Origin of the sequence: Actinokineospora alba, from assembly GCF_004362515.1 — a bacterium.
Taxonomy (GTDB): Bacteria; Actinomycetota; Actinomycetes; order Mycobacteriales; family Pseudonocardiaceae; genus Actinokineospora; species Actinokineospora alba.
Window position 1 is genome coordinate 5,790,747 of sequence record NZ_SNXU01000001.1, and the last position, 16,741, is coordinate 5,807,487.

12 protein-coding genes are annotated in these 16,741 nt (G+C 70.1%); 8 read left to right on the forward strand and 4 right to left on the reverse strand.

Going from position 1 to position 16,741, the window contains the following annotated elements; genetic code table 11:
* Positions 1 to 149: 149 nt before the first annotated feature.
* The gene (locus tag C8E96_RS26445; RefSeq protein ID WP_228769633.1) at positions 150 to 3,995 is read right to left on the reverse strand and encodes an endo-alpha-N-acetylgalactosaminidase family protein; all 3,846 of its coding nucleotides are present in this window, start codon (positions 3,993 to 3,995) and stop codon (positions 150 to 152) included.
* Between the two features lie 169 nt (positions 3,996 to 4,164).
* On the opposite strand from C8E96_RS26445, the gene C8E96_RS26450 reads away from it, so the two are divergent.
* The 4 genes from C8E96_RS26450 to C8E96_RS26465 all read left to right on the forward strand — a co-directional run bounded on the left by C8E96_RS26450 (position 4,165) and on the right by C8E96_RS26465 (position 7,906).
* Complete coding sequence (locus C8E96_RS26450; RefSeq protein WP_091369664.1) at positions 4,165 to 5,409, forward strand: ROK family transcriptional regulator; 1,245 nt, start codon at positions 4,165 to 4,167, stop codon at positions 5,407 to 5,409.
* A gap of 41 nt (positions 5,410 to 5,450) precedes the next feature.
* Positions 5,451 to 6,275, forward strand: coding sequence for a class I SAM-dependent methyltransferase (locus C8E96_RS26455; protein WP_091369668.1), 825 nt, complete (start codon positions 5,451 to 5,453; stop codon positions 6,273 to 6,275).
* A 267-nt stretch (positions 6,276 to 6,542) separates the two neighbouring features.
* On the forward strand, positions 6,543 to 7,067 hold the full coding sequence (locus C8E96_RS26460) for a hypothetical protein (protein ID WP_091369670.1): 525 nt from the start codon (positions 6,543 to 6,545) through the stop codon (positions 7,065 to 7,067).
* 101 nt (positions 7,068 to 7,168) lie between these two features.
* Complete coding sequence (locus C8E96_RS26465; protein WP_091369672.1) at positions 7,169 to 7,906, forward strand: hypothetical protein; 738 nt, start codon at positions 7,169 to 7,171, stop codon at positions 7,904 to 7,906.
* Positions 7,907 to 7,913: 7 nt separating this feature from the next.
* Here the strand turns inward: C8E96_RS26465 and C8E96_RS26470 are convergent, their stop codons facing one another.
* Both C8E96_RS26470 and C8E96_RS26475 read right to left on the reverse strand, forming a co-directional pair.
* Positions 7,914 to 9,281 carry a permease prefix domain 1-containing protein gene (locus C8E96_RS26470; RefSeq protein ID WP_091369674.1) on the reverse strand — a complete coding sequence of 456 codons (1,368 nt, stop codon included), beginning with the start codon at positions 9,279 to 9,281 and terminating at the stop codon, positions 7,914 to 7,916.
* Positions 9,278 to 9,652, reverse strand: coding sequence for a PadR family transcriptional regulator (locus tag C8E96_RS26475; RefSeq protein ID WP_091369677.1), 375 nt, complete (start codon positions 9,650 to 9,652; stop codon positions 9,278 to 9,280). The genes C8E96_RS26470 and C8E96_RS26475 overlap by 4 nt, the downstream gene beginning before the upstream one ends.
* Positions 9,653 to 9,799: 147 nt before the next feature.
* On the opposite strand from C8E96_RS26475, the gene C8E96_RS26480 reads away from it, so the two are divergent.
* The 4 genes from C8E96_RS26480 to C8E96_RS26495 all read left to right on the forward strand — a co-directional run bounded on the left by C8E96_RS26480 (position 9,800) and on the right by C8E96_RS26495 (position 14,731).
* The gene (locus C8E96_RS26480; RefSeq protein WP_166658128.1) at positions 9,800 to 10,792 is read left to right on the forward strand and encodes an endonuclease/exonuclease/phosphatase family protein; all 993 of its coding nucleotides are present in this window, start codon (positions 9,800 to 9,802) and stop codon (positions 10,790 to 10,792) included.
* A 27-nt stretch (positions 10,793 to 10,819) separates the two neighbouring features.
* A complete protein-coding gene (locus C8E96_RS26485) occupies positions 10,820 to 11,260 on the forward strand; it encodes a VOC family protein (RefSeq protein WP_091369681.1) in 441 nt (146 codons plus the stop codon).
* Between the two features lie 2 nt (positions 11,261 to 11,262).
* Complete coding sequence (locus C8E96_RS26490) at positions 11,263 to 11,913, forward strand: NAD(P)H-binding protein (RefSeq protein WP_091369683.1); 651 nt, start codon at positions 11,263 to 11,265, stop codon at positions 11,911 to 11,913.
* 70 nt (positions 11,914 to 11,983) lie between these two features.
* Positions 11,984 to 14,731, forward strand: a complete 2,748-nt coding sequence (locus tag C8E96_RS26495; protein ID WP_133794799.1) for a helix-turn-helix transcriptional regulator — start codon at positions 11,984 to 11,986, stop codon at positions 14,729 to 14,731.
* 847 nt (positions 14,732 to 15,578) lie between these two features.
* Here C8E96_RS26495 and C8E96_RS26500 read toward each other — a convergent pair.
* Positions 15,579 to 16,739, reverse strand: a complete 1,161-nt coding sequence (locus C8E96_RS26500) for a serine hydrolase domain-containing protein (RefSeq protein WP_166658129.1) — start codon at positions 16,737 to 16,739, stop codon at positions 15,579 to 15,581.
* Positions 16,740 to 16,741 lie beyond the last annotated feature (2 nt).

Genomic DNA, 16,741 nt, shown 5'->3' on the forward strand with positions numbered 1-16,741 from the left:
GAAACCAAACGTTCGACCCTCGTCCAAGCGAACGCCGCCTGCCCCGCACAAGCCATTACGAGCCGCTTATGACTCCCTTACCGAACCCTTACGCACGCGAACGGGGCAGGCGACGCGATGTCGCCTGCCCCGTCAGTCATGGCAGGTACCTAGCCGCAGAGGAAGCGGGCGGAACCCCAGTCGGCGTGGTCGTTGCCGACACCGTCACCGCCGTCGGACACCACCAACCGGACCTCCTGCGCCCCCGCGATGTCCGCCGCCAGCGAGTGCGTCGCCGTGTCCGGCCGCATCACCGGCGACTGGGCGACCTGCTTGCCGTCCGCCCACACCGTGAACTGCACCGACCCGCGGCTCGCCTGCTTGTCGTCCACCCCGACCTGCGCGGTGAACGACGCGCAGTTGCCGCCCAGGTAGTAGACGACCGTGCTCGGCGCGTGCGTACCCAGCCCCTTCTCGTGCACGACACCGTTCAGCGTGAGCGGGCCACCGTCACCGGCACCCGACTCCCCGTTGGACCGGTCCCGCTCGACCGGCCCCCACCCGTTGCTCGCCGAAAGCCAGCCGTGGTCACTGGCCCACACGTCGGCCGTCGGCGGCGCGGGCACCGTCTCGATCCGAAGCACACCCGTCACCGCCCGAGGACCGTCCTGCACCTGGTACGCGGTGTTCGCGACCACGTCATACACCGCGGTCGCCGCGTCGGCGGGCGGGGTCACCGCCCACTGGGTGCTCACCGACGCACCCGACGCCACCGATTCGAAAGCCGCCGGACCCGTCGCCGCGACCTGCCAACCCGTCGGCACGGTCAACGCCATCGACACACCGGTCGCCGCGTCCGACTCACCGTTGCGGAACGTCGTCGTCACCGTGTTCGCCTTGCCGGGCAAGAACTTCTGCGTCGCCGAGCTGACGTCCACGCTGCCGCACGCGTCAGCGCTGTCGGCCTTGCCGAGGTCCTCCACCGCGAAGTCGTCCAACGCGAACTCGACCTGGTCGCCATTGGGACCGAGCCGCTTGAGGCCGACCCAATAGTCACCGCACGCGCCCGCCACGAACTCCTGCACATGCCGAGCCGCGGTCGTCTGCTTGCCCAACGGAGTCGTGGAGACCTCCTTCGTGCCCGCCGGCCCATCCACGCCGAGCGTCCACCCGTATGCGCCTGCCAGCGCGTTCTCGTAGTCGAAGCTCACCCGGTACCGGTGACCCGGCAGGAACCGCACGGTCGCCGGAGCGGTCCGGTAGCTGATGCCATGGTCGTACTCGTACGACTTCAGGCTCCACTTCCCGGAGATCACATCGTCGATCACCTTGCCGTTCCACCCGCGCTGCGTGAACGGCGCGTGCAGCTCCGACAGGTGCGTGTTCGCGTCACCGATCGGCAGCACACCCCGGTAGAACGGACCCCACCCCGCGTCGACGGACTCGAAGTCCCACGAGGTCACCCGGCCCGGCGCCGCAGGCCGCTTCATCGCCACGACCCGCGCGTTGTCGAACTTCACCACGCCCTGGCCAGGCGCCACCCGCAGCGACAGCGTCACCACACCACCGGCCCGCACATCGAAGAACACGCGCACCCGCTGGAACCGCGTCCCCAGCTTCTCATCCGACGCCGTGGTGTTCACCAGCGTGGAACGGTCCACGAACGTCGACTCCGGCCGCCCCGACCGGGGATTCACCCCGACGAACACCGGCCGGGTCCGCCCCTGCTCCACCTCGACGTCGACCGACGCCGCGTAGCTGCCGGGAGCGAGACCCTCGATGTCCTGGCTGATCACCGTGTTGCCGTGACCGGACACGACCGCCTCGAACTGCCCACGCGCGTTGCGCTCCACCTTCGCCGCGCCCGGGTCACCCGCGACCTGCCACGCCCGGAAGTCGCCATAGGTGAACCCGGGGTCGCGCAGCGGGCTTCCCTCGCCGTACCGCACATCAGGGACAGCCTTCGCCGAACCCGGCTCCAACACGTACGCGGTGTTCGGCTCCGCGGTCAGCGTCACCTGACCGCCCTCCACCGCCACCGTGCCCGCCGAGACCCGACCGGTGTCGGTCAGCTTGGACACCGTGAGCGAAGCGGCACCGGTGAACGGCGCGGGCACCTGCCACGTGGTCTGACCACCCTTGGCGTTGTAGTGGTAAAGCTTGTCCGGCGCCGCCGGGTTCCACGGCAGCAGGTACGCCTCACCATCGGCGACCTTGGCCGAACCAGCGAAGATCTTCCGGTCCGCCGCCGACGTGCCGGTCACCCGCACACCCTTGTCCAGCACGATCTCCTCGGCACCCCAACGCTGAATCGGGAAATGCTGCAGGAACTTCACCGGCAAGTTGTTGCCGAACACGTTGCGGGAGAACGCGCTGTAGTCCACTTCGCCGGTCCAGCCCTCGAACTCCACGATCTGCGCGCTGCCCAGCAGCGGGTTCGAGATGTACACATCACGGCGGTGGTTGTCGACGAACCGCATGATCTGCGAGTTGACGCCCTTCGAGTCGACGCCACCGTAGTCCAGGTCCGCCGACCAGTGCGTCCACAACGCGTCCCGCACGAACCGGTGCGACCACTCGGTGGTGATCTCCCAGCCCAGCGCCCGCACCTCACGCGCGAGCCGGTCCGCGGTCCACCCCGACTCCCGGAACACGTCCCAGTACAGGAAGTCCAGCTTCCCGCCGGTCTCCTCGGCCAGCTGCCTGAGCCGCTTCTGGATGTCGCCGCTGATCAGGTCCCGACGCTGGTCGATCCGGTAGGACTGGTCCATCCAGGCCCACTGCTCGTTGTTCTTGTCGACCAGCGTCTCGGAGAACGCCCGCGCCTCCGGGTACGACTCGGTCGCGTTGACGTGCACACCGAAGTCCGCGTTGTACGCCGAACCCTTGTCCAGCAACGTCTTCAGATCCGCCAGGCCACCGGCCCGGGTGTTGTAGTTGCCGCCGTAGTCCGGGTGCGCCGCGTCATGCCCCTCCGACTGGTAGCCCTTGAGGATCGCCATCTGCCCGAGCCCGTCGGTGGCCAGGCTGATCCGCTTCGTCTCGTCGAGGGTCTTCCCGAACGGGTTGGTCGCCATCGACGCGATGTTGAACGGAATCCGCTGCACCACCCGATCCGCGACCTTCTCACCGCCCTTGGGGGCGTGGGCGATCTCCCGCAACGACAACGCCGCGTCCTGCCAGTCCACGACGTTGTCACCGTTGCGCTCCGGGGTGACCGCGACCTTCACCTCCGGCAACGGCTCCGTGTCCGCCGCCGCCGCACCAGCGGCCCGGTACGTCCACTGCCCGCTCCACACGCCGACCACCGTGTCGGCGCCCGACTTGCGGGCCTGCCGCCAGAAATGGGCGTTGTCGTTCACCGTCGACCCGGCAGGCTTGTCATAAACCGAGTTGGTCTCCAACGCGGCCGCCAGCTTCCCCGTCGACACCAGCGTGAAGTACGAGCCGATCGGCGCGGCATCCGCGGGCGTGGCCGGGGTGACACCGTAGATCGTGTCCCCGCGCCGGTTGATCGACAGGTCGACCTTGGCCGCCGCGACCTGCGCGCCCGGGTCCGAACCACGCACCGACACCAAGTCGTGGTTGGGGATCTCGATGGTGTGCACCCGCGACGCCTCGGTGTCGCGCACCGCGTCGATCCGGAACGTCGTGACCCGGCGGTCGACCGACAGGCTCGCGTCGAGCCGAACACCGGGCAACTGCGGGAACACCAGCCGGTAGGACACCTTGCGGCCATCGGAGACCGGGACGCCGTCCAGCTTCGGCTGCTGGGCCTTCCCGTCGATCACCACGCTGGTCACCGCCTCGGCACGCCCGGACAGGGTCGCGCCCGAGGCGTTGTCGGCGTAGGAGATCACCCGCGGGAAATCGCCCGCGACGGTGACGGTGAGGTCGGCGGAACGAAGTGTCAGAGACGTGGGTTGGGCGCCTGCGACGGGAACTGTGATCAGTCCCGCGCCTAACGCGAGAACTGCCGCGGCGGCGACACGCACCGGCCGGTGGGGAATGGGCACTGGCTACTCCTACAAGAGTGAGAGCTGTGGGCCCGCTTTTTAGCGCGCAAACCAACAGAAGTCAACGCTCAACCGCTCTACCAGCAGAGATATAGTTAAGGCACAATCCTAAAAGGTGGACGATCACGCCCCGTAAAGTCGGCGCCGCCCACCGGCGACAGGGAGTCCCATGCTGGAACACCCGGCGACCACCGCCGAGAAGTCGGCCGACCAGTCCGACATCCGCAGGCACAACCTCTCGGTCGTGCTGCGCTCCCTGCGCGACGGCGGACCCAACACCCGCGCCAAGATCGCCGACGAGACCGGACTCACCAAAGCCGCCATGTCCAGCCTCGTCGCCGAACTCGCCGACCGCGGCCTCGTCCGCGAAGGCCAGTACGAGCAGACCGGATACACCGGTCGACCCGGCCGCGCGTACCAAGTGGACGGACACGTCTACGGGATCGGCGTCGAGATCAACGTCGACTACGTCAGCACCATCGCCCTCGACCTCGCAGGCGACGTCCGCGACAACCGCCGACTCCCCCTCGACACCAAGGCGACCACCCCCGACGACGTCCTCGACACCGTCGCCGCCCTGCTCCGCCAAACCCTGCGCGCCACCGCCCTGCGCGGCTGCCGACCAATCGGCATCACCGTCGCCGCACCCGGCGTCGTCAACCACGCCCAGGGCCTCGTGCAGTACGCCTCCAACCTCGGCTGGCGCGACGTCGCCGTCACCGCCGGACTGGCCAAACGCCTGCGCGGCCACCGCATCCCCATCCAGGTGGACAACGACGTCAAACTCTCCGCCATCGCCGAATGGGCCAGCGGCGTCGCCGCGGGCACACCCGACCTCGCCTACCTCTCCGGCGAGACCGGCGTCGGCGCCGGATTCCTCTCCGACGGCCGGATCGTGCGCGGCACCCGAGGCTTCTCCGGCGAGATCGGACACCTCCCCCTCGACCCCGACCTGCGCGAATGCACCTGCGGGCGGCGCGGCTGCTGGGAAACCATCGTCAGCCTCACCCACCTGCTGCGCCTCGCCGCCGACCCCGGTGACGAAGTCCACGACCCGCGACGCGACATCGACGACCGACTCACCGAACTGCGCCGCCGAGCCGAACACGGCGACCGCCGCACCCTCGACGCGCTCGACACCATCGCGGGCAACCTCGGCCTCGGCGCCTCCGTGCTGATCAACATGGTCAACCCGGCGGTGCTGGTGCTCGGCGGCTACTTCGCCGCACTCGGCGACTTCCTCCTCGACGGCGTCAACCGCGAGGTCGACTCCCGGGTGGTCGCCCCCGACCTGGGCGGCTGCCGCATCGAGCTGTCCACCCTCGGCTTCGCCGCCGCCTGCCGCGGCGGCGCCCACGTCGCCCTCGAACGCGTCCTCGCCGACCCCACCGTCGTCCCCGCGCGCGTCGGCTGATCGCGATACGGTTCCCGCCGGACAACTGGGGGGAACATCCGATGCGCGTCGATCCGACCAACACCGAGCAGCTGACCGCCTGGGACGGCGGCCAAGGCGCCTTCTGGGCCAAGTGGGCCGACCGCTTCGATGAAGGAGTCGCCGCCTACCGCGACCACCTCCTCGCCGCGGCGGCGATCCAGCCCACCGACGCTGTGGTGGACATCGGCTGCGGCGCAGGCCAAACCACCCGAGACGCCGCCCGATTGGCCCCCGAAGGGTCCGCCCTCGGCGTCGACCTCTCCTCCCCCATGCTCGACCTCGCCCGCGAGCGGGCCGGGCACCTCGCGAACGTGACCTTCCTGCAGGCCGACGCCCAGGTCCACCCGTTCCCGCCGGAGTCCTTCGACCTGGCACTGAGCCGCCACGGCGCCATGTTCTTCGGCGACCCACCCGCCGCCTTCACCAACCTCGCCCGCTCCCTGCGCCCCACGGGACGGCTGGCCCTGCTGACCTGGCAACCCCCACACCGCAACGAGTGGGTCAGCACGTTCCGGGCGATCTTCGCCGGCCCAGACCAGCCCGCGCCGAAGTCACCACCCCCGTTCTCCCTGAGCGACCCGGACCACGTGCACCCCCTGCTGACCACAGCTGGATTCACCGATGTGCAACTCCACGGCCTCGAGGAACCCATGTACTTCGGCCGCGACGTCGACGACGCCTGCGACTTCCTCAGCGGGCAGTTCAGCTCAGCCCTACGCACCCTCGACGCCGACGCCCAAACCCACGTCCTCGACACCCTCCGCGCAAACCTGGCCGACCACCAGACACCCCACGGCATCCACTACGACTCCGCCGCCTGGCTCATCACCGCCCACCGCGCCTGACCTCTGCTGTCTCATCGCAGCGCCAATCCCCGGCACCCGCCCGGCTAGCCGGCGAGAACGGCCAGGGCAAGACCAACATCGCGTCCAAGGGTGTTCCCTCCCCGTCCTGGCGTTTTTGGTTTGCGCAGAAAGCTGCGCCGATCTTTTGGCGCCACCATCGGATATCGTGATAGTTAATAGTTGATATTTAGGATCAGAACGAGTGAGGGGAGAGGCGAGGAAGGAGGTCAGAGCCAACGCGGGGGCGGTGTCGCGCGTCCTGAGGGCATGTCTGGTTCCTGGTGGCGGTGGGTCCGCGTCGCACTGGTCGTGATCGCGCTGCCCGCGTTGGTGATCGGCGCCTGTTTCGGGCTGCACGCGGTGCTGAATCCGTGGTCGCGGACGCTTCCGGGGGCGTGGGTGGGGACCGCGGCGTTCGGGCCCGGCGATGATCGGGTCGTGGCGATGACGCTGGTCTCCTACCCCGGCCAGGGGCGCGGTGACTCCGACCTCGACGGTGAGGCGGTGGTCTGCGGCCTGGCGGGCACGATGCGGTACCGGGTCTACGGCTACGTCGCCGACCGTGCCGCCAGCAGGCTGACCCTCGACCTGGACGAGGAGACCCAGGGCGAAGGCATCTACCTCGGCACGGCGAAAGGCACCTGGAACGGCGCCGACGAGCTGGTCTTCACCGCGGACCTGCGCCGGCTCGGGCCGGACGGTGTCTCGGATTCGGCCATTCCCGACCCGCCGCCGACCACGGTGGCCCTGCGCCGGACGACCGATGAGACCGTGGCGGCGGCTTGCGGGTAGGTCGAACGGTCAGCTGTTCGTCGCGGAGGTGGACAGGAGGTCTTCCCCCTCTCCCCCGGCCTACCCGCACCGCCCGACTCCTACACCGGCAGGATGGGACTGTGGACCTATCGGACGGGTGCCTGCAATGCAACACCAAGCAAGACCTGGCGACCCTCGCGGGCGACCCGGCCGAGGTGCCTGACGACCTCGTCACCAGGTTCGCGCGCGACCCGGTCGACCATTGGTCCAGCGAACAGTGGCGCCACCTGGCGCGGCGGTTCGCGCCTCGCATCGTCTCGCTGGTGCGGGCGCAGGCGGTCGATCCCGGCCTGGCCCTGCGGATCTTCGGCCAGTCCTACGCCGACCTGTCGAGCTGGCCCGCCGACGAGCGCCTGGCGACCGAGGACGCGCTGAGCGCGGCGCTGGAGCACGCCTTGGAGCGTTGGGTGTCCTGGCACGTCGTCGACCTACTCGGCGGCTTGGCCTCCGTGCACGACGACCTTCGGCCCTGGCTCGCCCGGCTCGACGCCGCCGCCGGTCCGGGCGCGGAGGGCGGCGTCGTCCGGCTGGCGTGCCACTGGGCGACGGACCTGCTGTGGGGCGAGAGCGACTGGTTCGCCTGGTGGTTCACCGACGACCCGATGACGCCGGTCCGCGAATGGACCCTCGCGGCGAGGAACAGGGTCACCCGGTTCGCCGACGCCCACCCTGAGTGCAAGACCGCGGGCGACGCAGTCATCGCCTACGACCTGCTGGACCGCGACGAGCCCAGCCCCTGGGTCTATCCGGGCTACGCCTGGGATTACTGGACGCAACGTGGGCAGCCTGGCGGCTACGGCTGGCTCACGCCGACGTGACAGCCCCTCAGAGGTAGGCGAACAGCGGCGGGAAGACCAGGACCACGACCCACGCCCACACGGCGTATACCGGCAGGTACGCGGTCTGCCAGCGTTCGAGTGCGGCGAACGGGGTGCGCCCGCGGACGAGGCCCACCATCAGCCACGCCGACCACGCCAGGTTCGCCAGCAGGATGATGTTCTCGCCGAGGGCGGCCGCCTTGTTCGGGGTGGTGCCGAACTCGGTGATGCGGCCGGTGATCTCCAGCAGCACCAACACATCGATGGCCAGCGCGCTGAGCACGAGGGCAAGCTGCAGCTTGTCGAACACCCCGGCCGGGGCCAGCGGGTCGCGGGCGGAGATGGAGTAGAGCAGCAGCCCGAGGACCACCACCAGCAGCAGGTCGAACAGGATCAGCGCTTCCCGTTCGACGTCGATGCCGCCGCTGGTGACGGCGAGGGCGACGAGGAAAGCCAGCAGTGCCACGGTGAACAGCGGGGTGAACAGTCGCGTGAGGACTGGGGCGATGTTCTCGACGACGCTCTGCTTGGCCTCGACCAGCCACCCGGCCACCACGACCGCCGCCGCGGCCCCGCAGGGGGCGACCCACTGCGCGATGAAGCCCTCCGGGGAGATCCCGATGGCCTCGAAGGTGCCGAACAGGAAGGCGATCAGCACACCACCGCCGAGTCCTATGAGGACGTAGTAGACGAACCACTCGCCGGTGAAACGGATGAAGTCCATCCGCCTGCGCGGCGCGCGCAGGTCGTCGGCGATGTAGGCCAGGCCGACGACGAGCCACAGGGCGATGGGGAGGTGGATGCTGGTCAGCACCAGCGATTGCGACTCGTCGGCGAGCGGGAAGGCGTTGGCGGCGACGGCGCCGATCGCGAACAGCGCCACCAGGACACCGATCACCGCTTTGCCCGCTTGCCTGCGCCACGCCAGGAAAGCCGCGAGCCAAGGCAGCGCGAACAGGCTGAGGTTGGCGGCGTAGAAAGCGCCGTCCTGTTCCAGGTTCAGGCCGAACAGCTCGGGCGCCTTGATCGACACCGCCGCGCCCGCCGCGCAGCCGACCATGGCGATCAGGTCGCGCCGTGACCGGGTGTCGGCTGCCGGGCTGTCGGTGTCGCCGGTGAGCACCAGTTGCTTCCACAGCCGTTCCGAGTGTTCCCGGGCGAACTCGCGGGACAGCTCGTCGAGGCTGCCCATGCGCTTGACCGCGACCAGGAACGCCTCGTCGGCGCGCAGGCCCGCGGCGACGAGTTCGTCGACCGAGCCGCGCAGGTGGTCTTCGAGTTCGTCGGCGTCGGCGCTCGTCAGCTCGCGGCGGCGCTGCACGTAGTGCCGCCACTGTGCGAACTGGGCTTCCAGTTCAGCCTGATCGTCCGTCATGCGTAACCCCCCAGCTGGATCGCGATCAGCGGCCGGGTATCGCCCCGGCCGAGCCAGATCTCCTTGAGCGTGTCGACCACGGTGTCCCACTGGCGGCGCTGCTCGGCGAGCTCGGCCAGGCCGCTGCGGGTGATTCGGTAGTACTTGCGGCGCCGCTCCCCCGCGACCGACCGCCAGTCGGACTCGACATGGCCGAGGCGCTCCAGCCGGTGCAGCAACGGGTAGAGCAGCCCCTCGGTCCAGTCCAGCTCGCCGCCGGACAGCTCGCTGATCCGCCGCAGGATCGCGTAGCCGTAGCTGTCCGCCTCGGCCAGGATGCCCAGCACCATCGGCGTCGCCGAGGCGGCCACGAGATCCTTGGTGACTTTCACACGACCTCCGGCTCGTACCCTAGATCTGCGATGCATAGTAGCTCGATGCATAGTAGCGCTAGGTATCGTCTGCCGCAACGCGATCACACCTACGGGGTCACCGGCGATATAGGAGTCGACCCATCTCCGAATGGCGGGGGCGACGCCATGATCGTCAAAGTCGGCACCTTCAACGTCCTGAACCTCGCACTGCCCGAGGTCCCCTACTACCCCGATGAGCTGCCGTACTCGATCGCCGAGTTCGACCGCAAGGCCGCCTGGATCGGCGAGCAGCTGCGGCGGATGGACGCCGACGTGGTGGGCTTCCAGGAAGTCTTCGCCGAGGCGGCGCTGCGCGAGGTTTGTGCCCGCTCCCAGGCGTTCGCCAGCGCGACCGTGGTCGCGCCCGGCGCGGACGGGGCGAGTGGCCCGCGGGTCGGCCTGGCCACGAACCTGCCGCTGGCCGAGCCCGCCGTGTCGATCACCGACTTCCCGCCGGGCCTGCACACCGCCGTGGACGGCATCGCCCTGCCCGTGGGCACGTTCAGCCGCCCGGTCCTGCGCGCCCGCGTCGCCTTCTCCCCCACTGTCACCGTGACGGTGTTCGTCGTGCACCTGAAGTCCAAGCGGCCCATCGTCGACGTCACCATCCCGCCGCACGACCCGCGGGAGGAGGCGCTCGGCAAGGCGCGGTCGCTGATCCGCCGCACCGCCGAGGCGGCCGCGCTGCGGTTCCTGGTGTTGGACGAGGTCGTGGGCAACAGCGGGCCCGTGATCGTGCTCGGCGACCTCAACGACGGGCCGCGCGCGGTCTCCACGGAGATCGTCGCGGGCGACCTGCCGTCGCGGTTCTGGCCGCGGGGACCAGAGCTGCGCCAGGCGTACTGGGACCGGGCGCTCTACTCCGCCCACGAACTGCAGGCCAGGAACATCGGCCGCGACGTCGGGTACTCGCACATCTTCAACAGCCACTACGAGAACCTCGACCACATCCTGGTGAGCCAGGAGTTCTACGACCGCAACCCGAACCGGCTCGGCGAACTGGCCAACCTCCGGCACTTCAACGACCACCTGGTCGACAACCAGCTCAGCAACGACCGCCCCGACCGCACCACGTCCGACCACGCCCAACTGGTCGCCGAGATCGACCTGCGAGCCTGAGCACGTGCTGATCCCTAACATTCAGGCATGACCACTCTCGACTCCCCCATCCCGCGGTTCCACCTGGCAGTGCCCGTCGACGACCTGGATGCGGCGCGCCACTTCTACGGCGAGGTGCTCGGGCTGGCGCGGGGCCGCAGCGCGGAGACCTGGGTGGACTGGAACCTGCACGGCCACCAGTTCGTCACGCACCTCGCGCCAAGCCGTGCGGCCCAGGTGAGCAACCCGGTCGACGGGCACGACGTGCCGGTCCCGCACTTCGGCCTGATCCTGACCGTGCCGGAGTTCGGCAGGCTCGCCGAGCGGCTGCGGACGGCGGGCACCGAGTTCGTCATCGAGCCGTATGTGCGGTTCGAGGGGCAGACCGGCGAGCAGTGGACCATGTTCCTGCTCGACCCGGCGGGGAACGCCCTCGAGTTCAAGGCGTTCGCCGACGACTCCCAGGTGTTCGCCGCGGGAAAGGACTGATCATGAAGGTGTTCCTGATCGGCGCCGGTGGCGGGGTGGGACGTCGGCTCGCCGCGCTGCTGACGGCTCGCGGCGACCACGTGACCGGCATGCACCGCGCGCCAACCCAGGCCGACACCGTGCGCTCGGTGGACGCGACCCCAGTGCTCGGCGACCTCATCGCCGACTCGGTGGACGGGCTGGCGGAGAAGATCCGCGGGCACGACGCCGTGGTGTCCTCGGCGGGCGCGCACGGCACCGGCATGGACAAGACCAGCGCCATCGACGGCGAGGGCCTGGTGAAGACGGCCGCCGCGGCCGCCCGCGCGGGCGTGTCGAGGCTCCTGCTGGTGTCGGTGTTCCCGGAAGCGGGGCGTGACCGTGAGACCAGCGAAGGTTTCGAGCACTACATGAAGGTCAAGAAGACCGCCGATGTCCACCTCGCGGGCACCGAGCTCGACTGGCTCATCGTCCGGCCGGGCACGCTCCGGGACGAGCCGGGCACCGGCCGAGTGACCGCGGGCCTGGCGATCGAGTACGGCGCCATCCCCCGCGACGATGTGGCCGCGTTCCTCGCCGCCGCCCTGCGCGAACCGGCCTTGAACCGCGTCGTCGTCGAACTCACCGCGGGCGAGACACCCGTCGCCGACGCGGTCGCACAGCTCGTGACCTGACCCAGTCCGCGCCCGTTGGCAGTTGTGCGGGAGTCTCACACTGCAAGCGATCGATTCCGGGGAGGCGGGCTTGTCTTTGCTCGAACGCGATGAGGCTGTGCGGCGGCTCAAGGCCGCCATGGACTCGGCGGCGGAGGGCACGGGGCGGTTCGTGGTGGTCGAAGGGCCGCCGGGCATCGGCAAGACCCGGCTGCTGGGCTGCGCCCGCGATCTGGCCGAGGCCGACGGGTTCGACCGGCTCACGGCGACCGCCGACGACGCCGAGCGGGAGATCCCCTGGGGGATCGTCCGCCAGCTCGTCGAACGCTCCGTCGCCCGGGTCGGCGCCGGTGAGCGGCAGGCCGCGCTGGCCGGGCCCGCGGGCGCGGCACTGACCGCGATCGAGCAGGCCGAGGCGGGCGGGCACGACGAGGGCGAGCGCATGCGCACCCTGCACGCGCTGTGGTGGGCGATCGCCGATCTGGTGGGCGACCGCCCGACCCTGATCACCATCGACGACTTGCAGTGGGCTGACGCCCCCTCACTCGAGTTCGTCGGCTACCTCGCGCGCAGGCTGTCGGACCTGCGGATCGCGCTGGTCGTCGGCAGCAGGCCCGCGCGGGTGGAGGACGGCGCGCTGGCCGAGCTCACCTCGGGCAGGCTCGGCGACCTGCTGCGACCCGCCCCGCTGTCCGTCGCGGCGGTGGGCGAGTTGGCGCCGGAGCACCCGCCGGGCGCGGTCGCCGCGTTGCACGAAGCCAGTGGTGGCAACCCGTTCCTCACCCAGCAGCTGCTCGCCGAGCTCGCCGCCCGCGGGCTGGCCGGTGACGACCCCCGCACGCCGGAGGTGATCAGCACGCTCGGGCCGCGCAGCGTGTCGCACGCGCTGCTGGCCCGGCTCACGCCGCAGGCGCACTCGGTCGCCGCCGCGGCGGCCGTCCTCGGGGTGCGCTGCGACCCGATGCAAGCCGCCCGGCTCGCCGAGGTCGACGACCCGGCCGCCGCCGTCGCCGAGTTGGCGCGCGCGCATGTGCTGGTCGGCACCGAGTTCACCCACCCGGTGATCCGCGAGGCCGTGCTCACCGAACTGCTGCCCACCGACAGGGCCGAACTCCACGCGCGGGCCGCGGCGGACCTGCGGCGCACCGGTGCGTCGGCGCCGCGGGTGGCCGCCCACCTGGTCGAGTCACCCCACCGCCTCGACGCCGACGGCGTGCGGGTGCTCGCCGAGGCGGGCCGCACGCTGCTCGCCGACGGCATGGGCGAGACGGCGGGCCGCTACCTGCGGCTCGCCTTCGACGCCGGAATCCCGGAGGTGCGCGGAGAGCTGGGCGAGGCGCTGCTGATCGCCGGCCGGTTCGCCGAGGCGCGCGCGGAGCTGATCGCCGCGGCCGAGGCCGACCCCACCCGGGCGGGCACCCTGCTGGCACAGGCCGCGACGGCGACGATGCGGCTCGACGGGCACCAGGCGGCGATCGCGTGGCTGCGGGCGACGCTGGAGACCTTCCCGGGGGATCCGCTGCCGATGGAGGCCCGGCTCGGGCTGTTCAGCGCGTACGTACCCGACGAGTTCGAACGGTCGGGCCGCAGGCTGCGCCGGTTCGCCGAGCTGCCGGGGACCACGACCATCGAACGGTTCCTGCTGGCCCTGCTCGCGCAACGGGCCTACGCCGAGGTGTGGCCCGCCGAGAAGGTGCGTGCCCTGGTGCCACGCGCGCTCGGCCCCGACGTGATGCGCCTGGACGGGCACGAGGGCGCGGTCACCTGGGGCAGCGCCCTGCACGCGCTGATCATGGCCGACGGCGTCGCCGTCGCCGCCCGGGAGATCGACCGGGCGCGGGCCGCGGTGCTGCCCGACGGGTCGCCGATGGACTACGCGATCGTCGGCGCGGTCGGGACCGTCCTCGCCTGGCGCGTCGGCGATGTTCGGGGTTGTGAGACCGAGGCCGCGGCCGGGCTCACCGCGCTGGACGCGGCCGACCCCGGCCCGCTCGCGTCGGCGCTGCGGTCGGTACTCACCCGGTTCGCCGTGCTCGCGGCGGTCGAGCGCGGCGACGTCCCCGGCGCCCGCGCCTACCTGCGTTCCCACGACGACGCCCTGACCGGGCCCGCGACCGTCCCGGCGAACCGCGTGGGTCACGCCCGGGCATACCTCGCCCTGGCCGAGGACGACGCGGTGACCGCGCTGGAGGAGGCACTCGCCCTCGGGGCGGCGGAGGCCGCGGCGGGCGCGGACAACCCGGCGGTGCCGTGGCGGGCCCAAGCCGCGCTGGCGCATTTGCGGCAGGGCGACACCAGGGCGGCCAGGGCACTCGCCGCCGAGCAGCACCAGCGCGCGATGCGCTGGGGCGCGGCCACCGACATCGGCGCCGCCCTGCGGGTCCTGGCCATGGTCGGCGGCGAGCACGATCGCATCGACCTGCTCAGACAGGCGCACGACATCCTCGATGAATCCCCCTGTGTGCTTGAGCGGGTCATGGTCGAACGCGACCTCGGCGAAGCCCTGCGGGTGGTGGGCAGGAGATCCGACGCCCGCGAGTACCTGGTGAGCGCCGCCGAACGAGCCACCGAAATCGGCGCGGGCAGACTGCGCGCCGCCGCAGTGGACGCGTTGGACCGCCTCGGCGACCGACCACGCAAGCTGGCCATGGCAGGCGCTGACGCATTGACCGCCAGCGAACGCCGAATCGCAGCGCTGGCCGGGGCGGGCCGCTCGAATCGGGAGATCGCCCAGGAGATCTTCGTGACCCCGAAGACGGTGGAGAACCACTTGGGCCGCATCTACCAGAAACTCGGCATCAGCAGCCGCCGAGACCTCGGCGCTGCCCTACATGCGTAGGGGCAGAAAGCCTTCGTGGGTTGGGTTTGTTCGTCCCCACACCCCTCTCACCACCCACGGCCCCACCCCGACAAGAAAGCCCTAGGGAAGCTCTTCGCCTTCGGGGATGCACTCGTCCTTGCACCTCCGAACGCGGTCACCTTCGGGAATGCCCTCGCCCTTGCACCTCCGAACGCGGTCACCTTCGGGGATGCCCTCGTCCTTGCACCTCCGAACGCGGTCACCTTCGGGAATGCCCTCGCCCTTGCACCTCCGAACGCGGCCACCCTCAGGGACACGCCTCCCCCATAGCTCCGGACGTGGTTGCCTTCGGGGACGGCTCTTCGCCCCTGCACTTCCCCCTTGCCCCTCGTCCTGGCCGCTTTAATTCTCGATCATCGCTGTCAAGGGTCGGCTTGCCGATCGCGCAGCGACGGCCGTTTACGGCCGCCCTTGACAGCGATGATCGAGAATTAAACAATCAAGCCAGAGGGGCCCACCCACTTCTCTTTGGTACCAACAAGAACAGTCCCCCTCGGCCACAATTGTTTAACTCTCGATCATCGGCGTCAAGGGCGGCCGTAAACGGCCGTCGCTGCGCGATCGCTGCGCGACCCTTGACACCGATGATCGAGAGTTAAAGATGGCCAGGACGAGGGGGCAGGGGGTAGAGCAGGGATTAAAAGCCAAAGACCGCAAGGGCAACCCCGTTGTCGTGGGGCTGTGGGCGGTGCGGTTGGGCTGCGCGGCTCGGTTGGTTTGGTGGTGTGGGGCTGGGCTTTCGGCGGGCAGGTAGCTCGGGCGGTGCGCCGCACGCCTGAAAGGGCGGCCCGGGTGGGCCGCCCTTTCTAGGTCAAACCGTTCTGCTTCAGCTGGTGGCGGTCTTCACCGCGTCAAGCAGGATGCTGCACTGGTACGAGCCCAGCACCTTGCTGTTGACCAGCACGGTGACCTCCACGTTGCCCGGGAACTTGCCCTGGCAGCTGTGCTGCTCACGGTCGCCGCCGAGGAACAGGTCACCGCCGTGGGTGTAGGAGCCTGCCCACGAACCGGTGTTGGACATCGTCTCGTACCAGCCGAGGCGGAACGAGTCCATCTGCTGACGGACGTTCGACGAGACCACGGTGCCGTGCCGCAGGTGTGCCTGCCAGCGGACCATGTCCACAGCGGACAGGTGCAGACCGCGGTGGCCGCCGCAGGCCTCGAAGTCTGTTCCGTCGAGCTGGACCAGCACGCCGCCCTTCGACGTGTCGGCGATGTCATAGGCGTGGGCCGCCGTGTCGGCGTTCGCGACGCACGTGGTCGGGGCGATGCCGGCCGGGGCGAACAACCGCTCGTTGATGTAGGCGAGGGTCCACGGTCCCGAGTTGGTCGAGTTGATCGAGTCCGGGACGCCGCGGGTGGGCTCGGTGAGGTCCCACAGCTTCGGGATGATCAGCCGGGCTACCGCGTAGTTCATGTTCTTGTACGACCAGGGCGAGTCGACCACGATCGGCTTGGTCATGGCGAACTTGATGCCTTCGTACAGGTTGGACGTCTTCGCCCGGTCGGCGTCGGAAAGGCCTGCCAGCATCTGCTCGATGCCCGACCGGTGGCCGAGGATGTGCTTGATCGTCAGGTTCTTCCACGACTCGTGCATGGTCGAGCGCATGTCCAGCGGCAGGTAGCCCCACAGCTTGGTGTCGAGGCTGACCCCCCGCTTCTCGACCAGCTTCAGCAGCGCCGCGGCCGAGATGTTCTTCGTCGCGCTGGCGATGTCCATGCGGGTGTTCGCAGTGAAGGCGATGTTCTTGTCGATTCTGGCCTTGCCGCCCGCCCCGGTGGCGGCGAGTTGCCCGTCCTCGGTGATGGCGAACGCGTAGCCAACGGTGTTGCCGCCGCCCAGCTTGGTGTGCAGGGTCTGCGCCACCTTCGCGGTGTCGACCTCCACGGTCGGGTTGATGATGTCGGCCCCCGCCGAACCCGCCCCCACCAGCGCCGTCGCCACCATCGCGACTGCCACCGCGGTCCCCTTGATGCTGCTCTTCATCT

Bases quoted from the DNA above. Each gene is read 5' to 3' on its own strand.
- C8E96_RS26450 (WP_091369664.1), top strand. From the start codon at position 4,165: ATGCTGGAACACCCGGCGACCACCGCCGAGAAGTCGGCCGACCAGTCC.
- C8E96_RS26455 (WP_091369668.1), top strand. From the start codon at position 5,451: ATGCGCGTCGATCCGACCAACACCGAGCAGCTGACCGCCTGGGACGGC.
- C8E96_RS26460 (WP_091369670.1), top strand. From the start codon at position 6,543: ATGTCTGGTTCCTGGTGGCGGTGGGTCCGCGTCGCACTGGTCGTGATC.
- C8E96_RS26470 (WP_091369674.1), bottom strand. From the start codon at position 9,281: ATGACGGACGATCAGGCTGAACTGGAAGCCCAGTTCGCACAGTGGCGG.
- C8E96_RS26480 (WP_166658128.1), top strand. From the start codon at position 9,800: ATGATCGTCAAAGTCGGCACCTTCAACGTCCTGAACCTCGCACTGCCC.
- C8E96_RS26485 (WP_091369681.1), top strand. From the start codon at position 10,820: ATGACCACTCTCGACTCCCCCATCCCGCGGTTCCACCTGGCAGTGCCC.
- C8E96_RS26490 (WP_091369683.1), top strand. From the start codon at position 11,263: ATGAAGGTGTTCCTGATCGGCGCCGGTGGCGGGGTGGGACGTCGGCTC.
- C8E96_RS26500 (WP_166658129.1), bottom strand. From the start codon at position 16,739: ATGAAGAGCAGCATCAAGGGGACCGCGGTGGCAGTCGCGATGGTGGCG.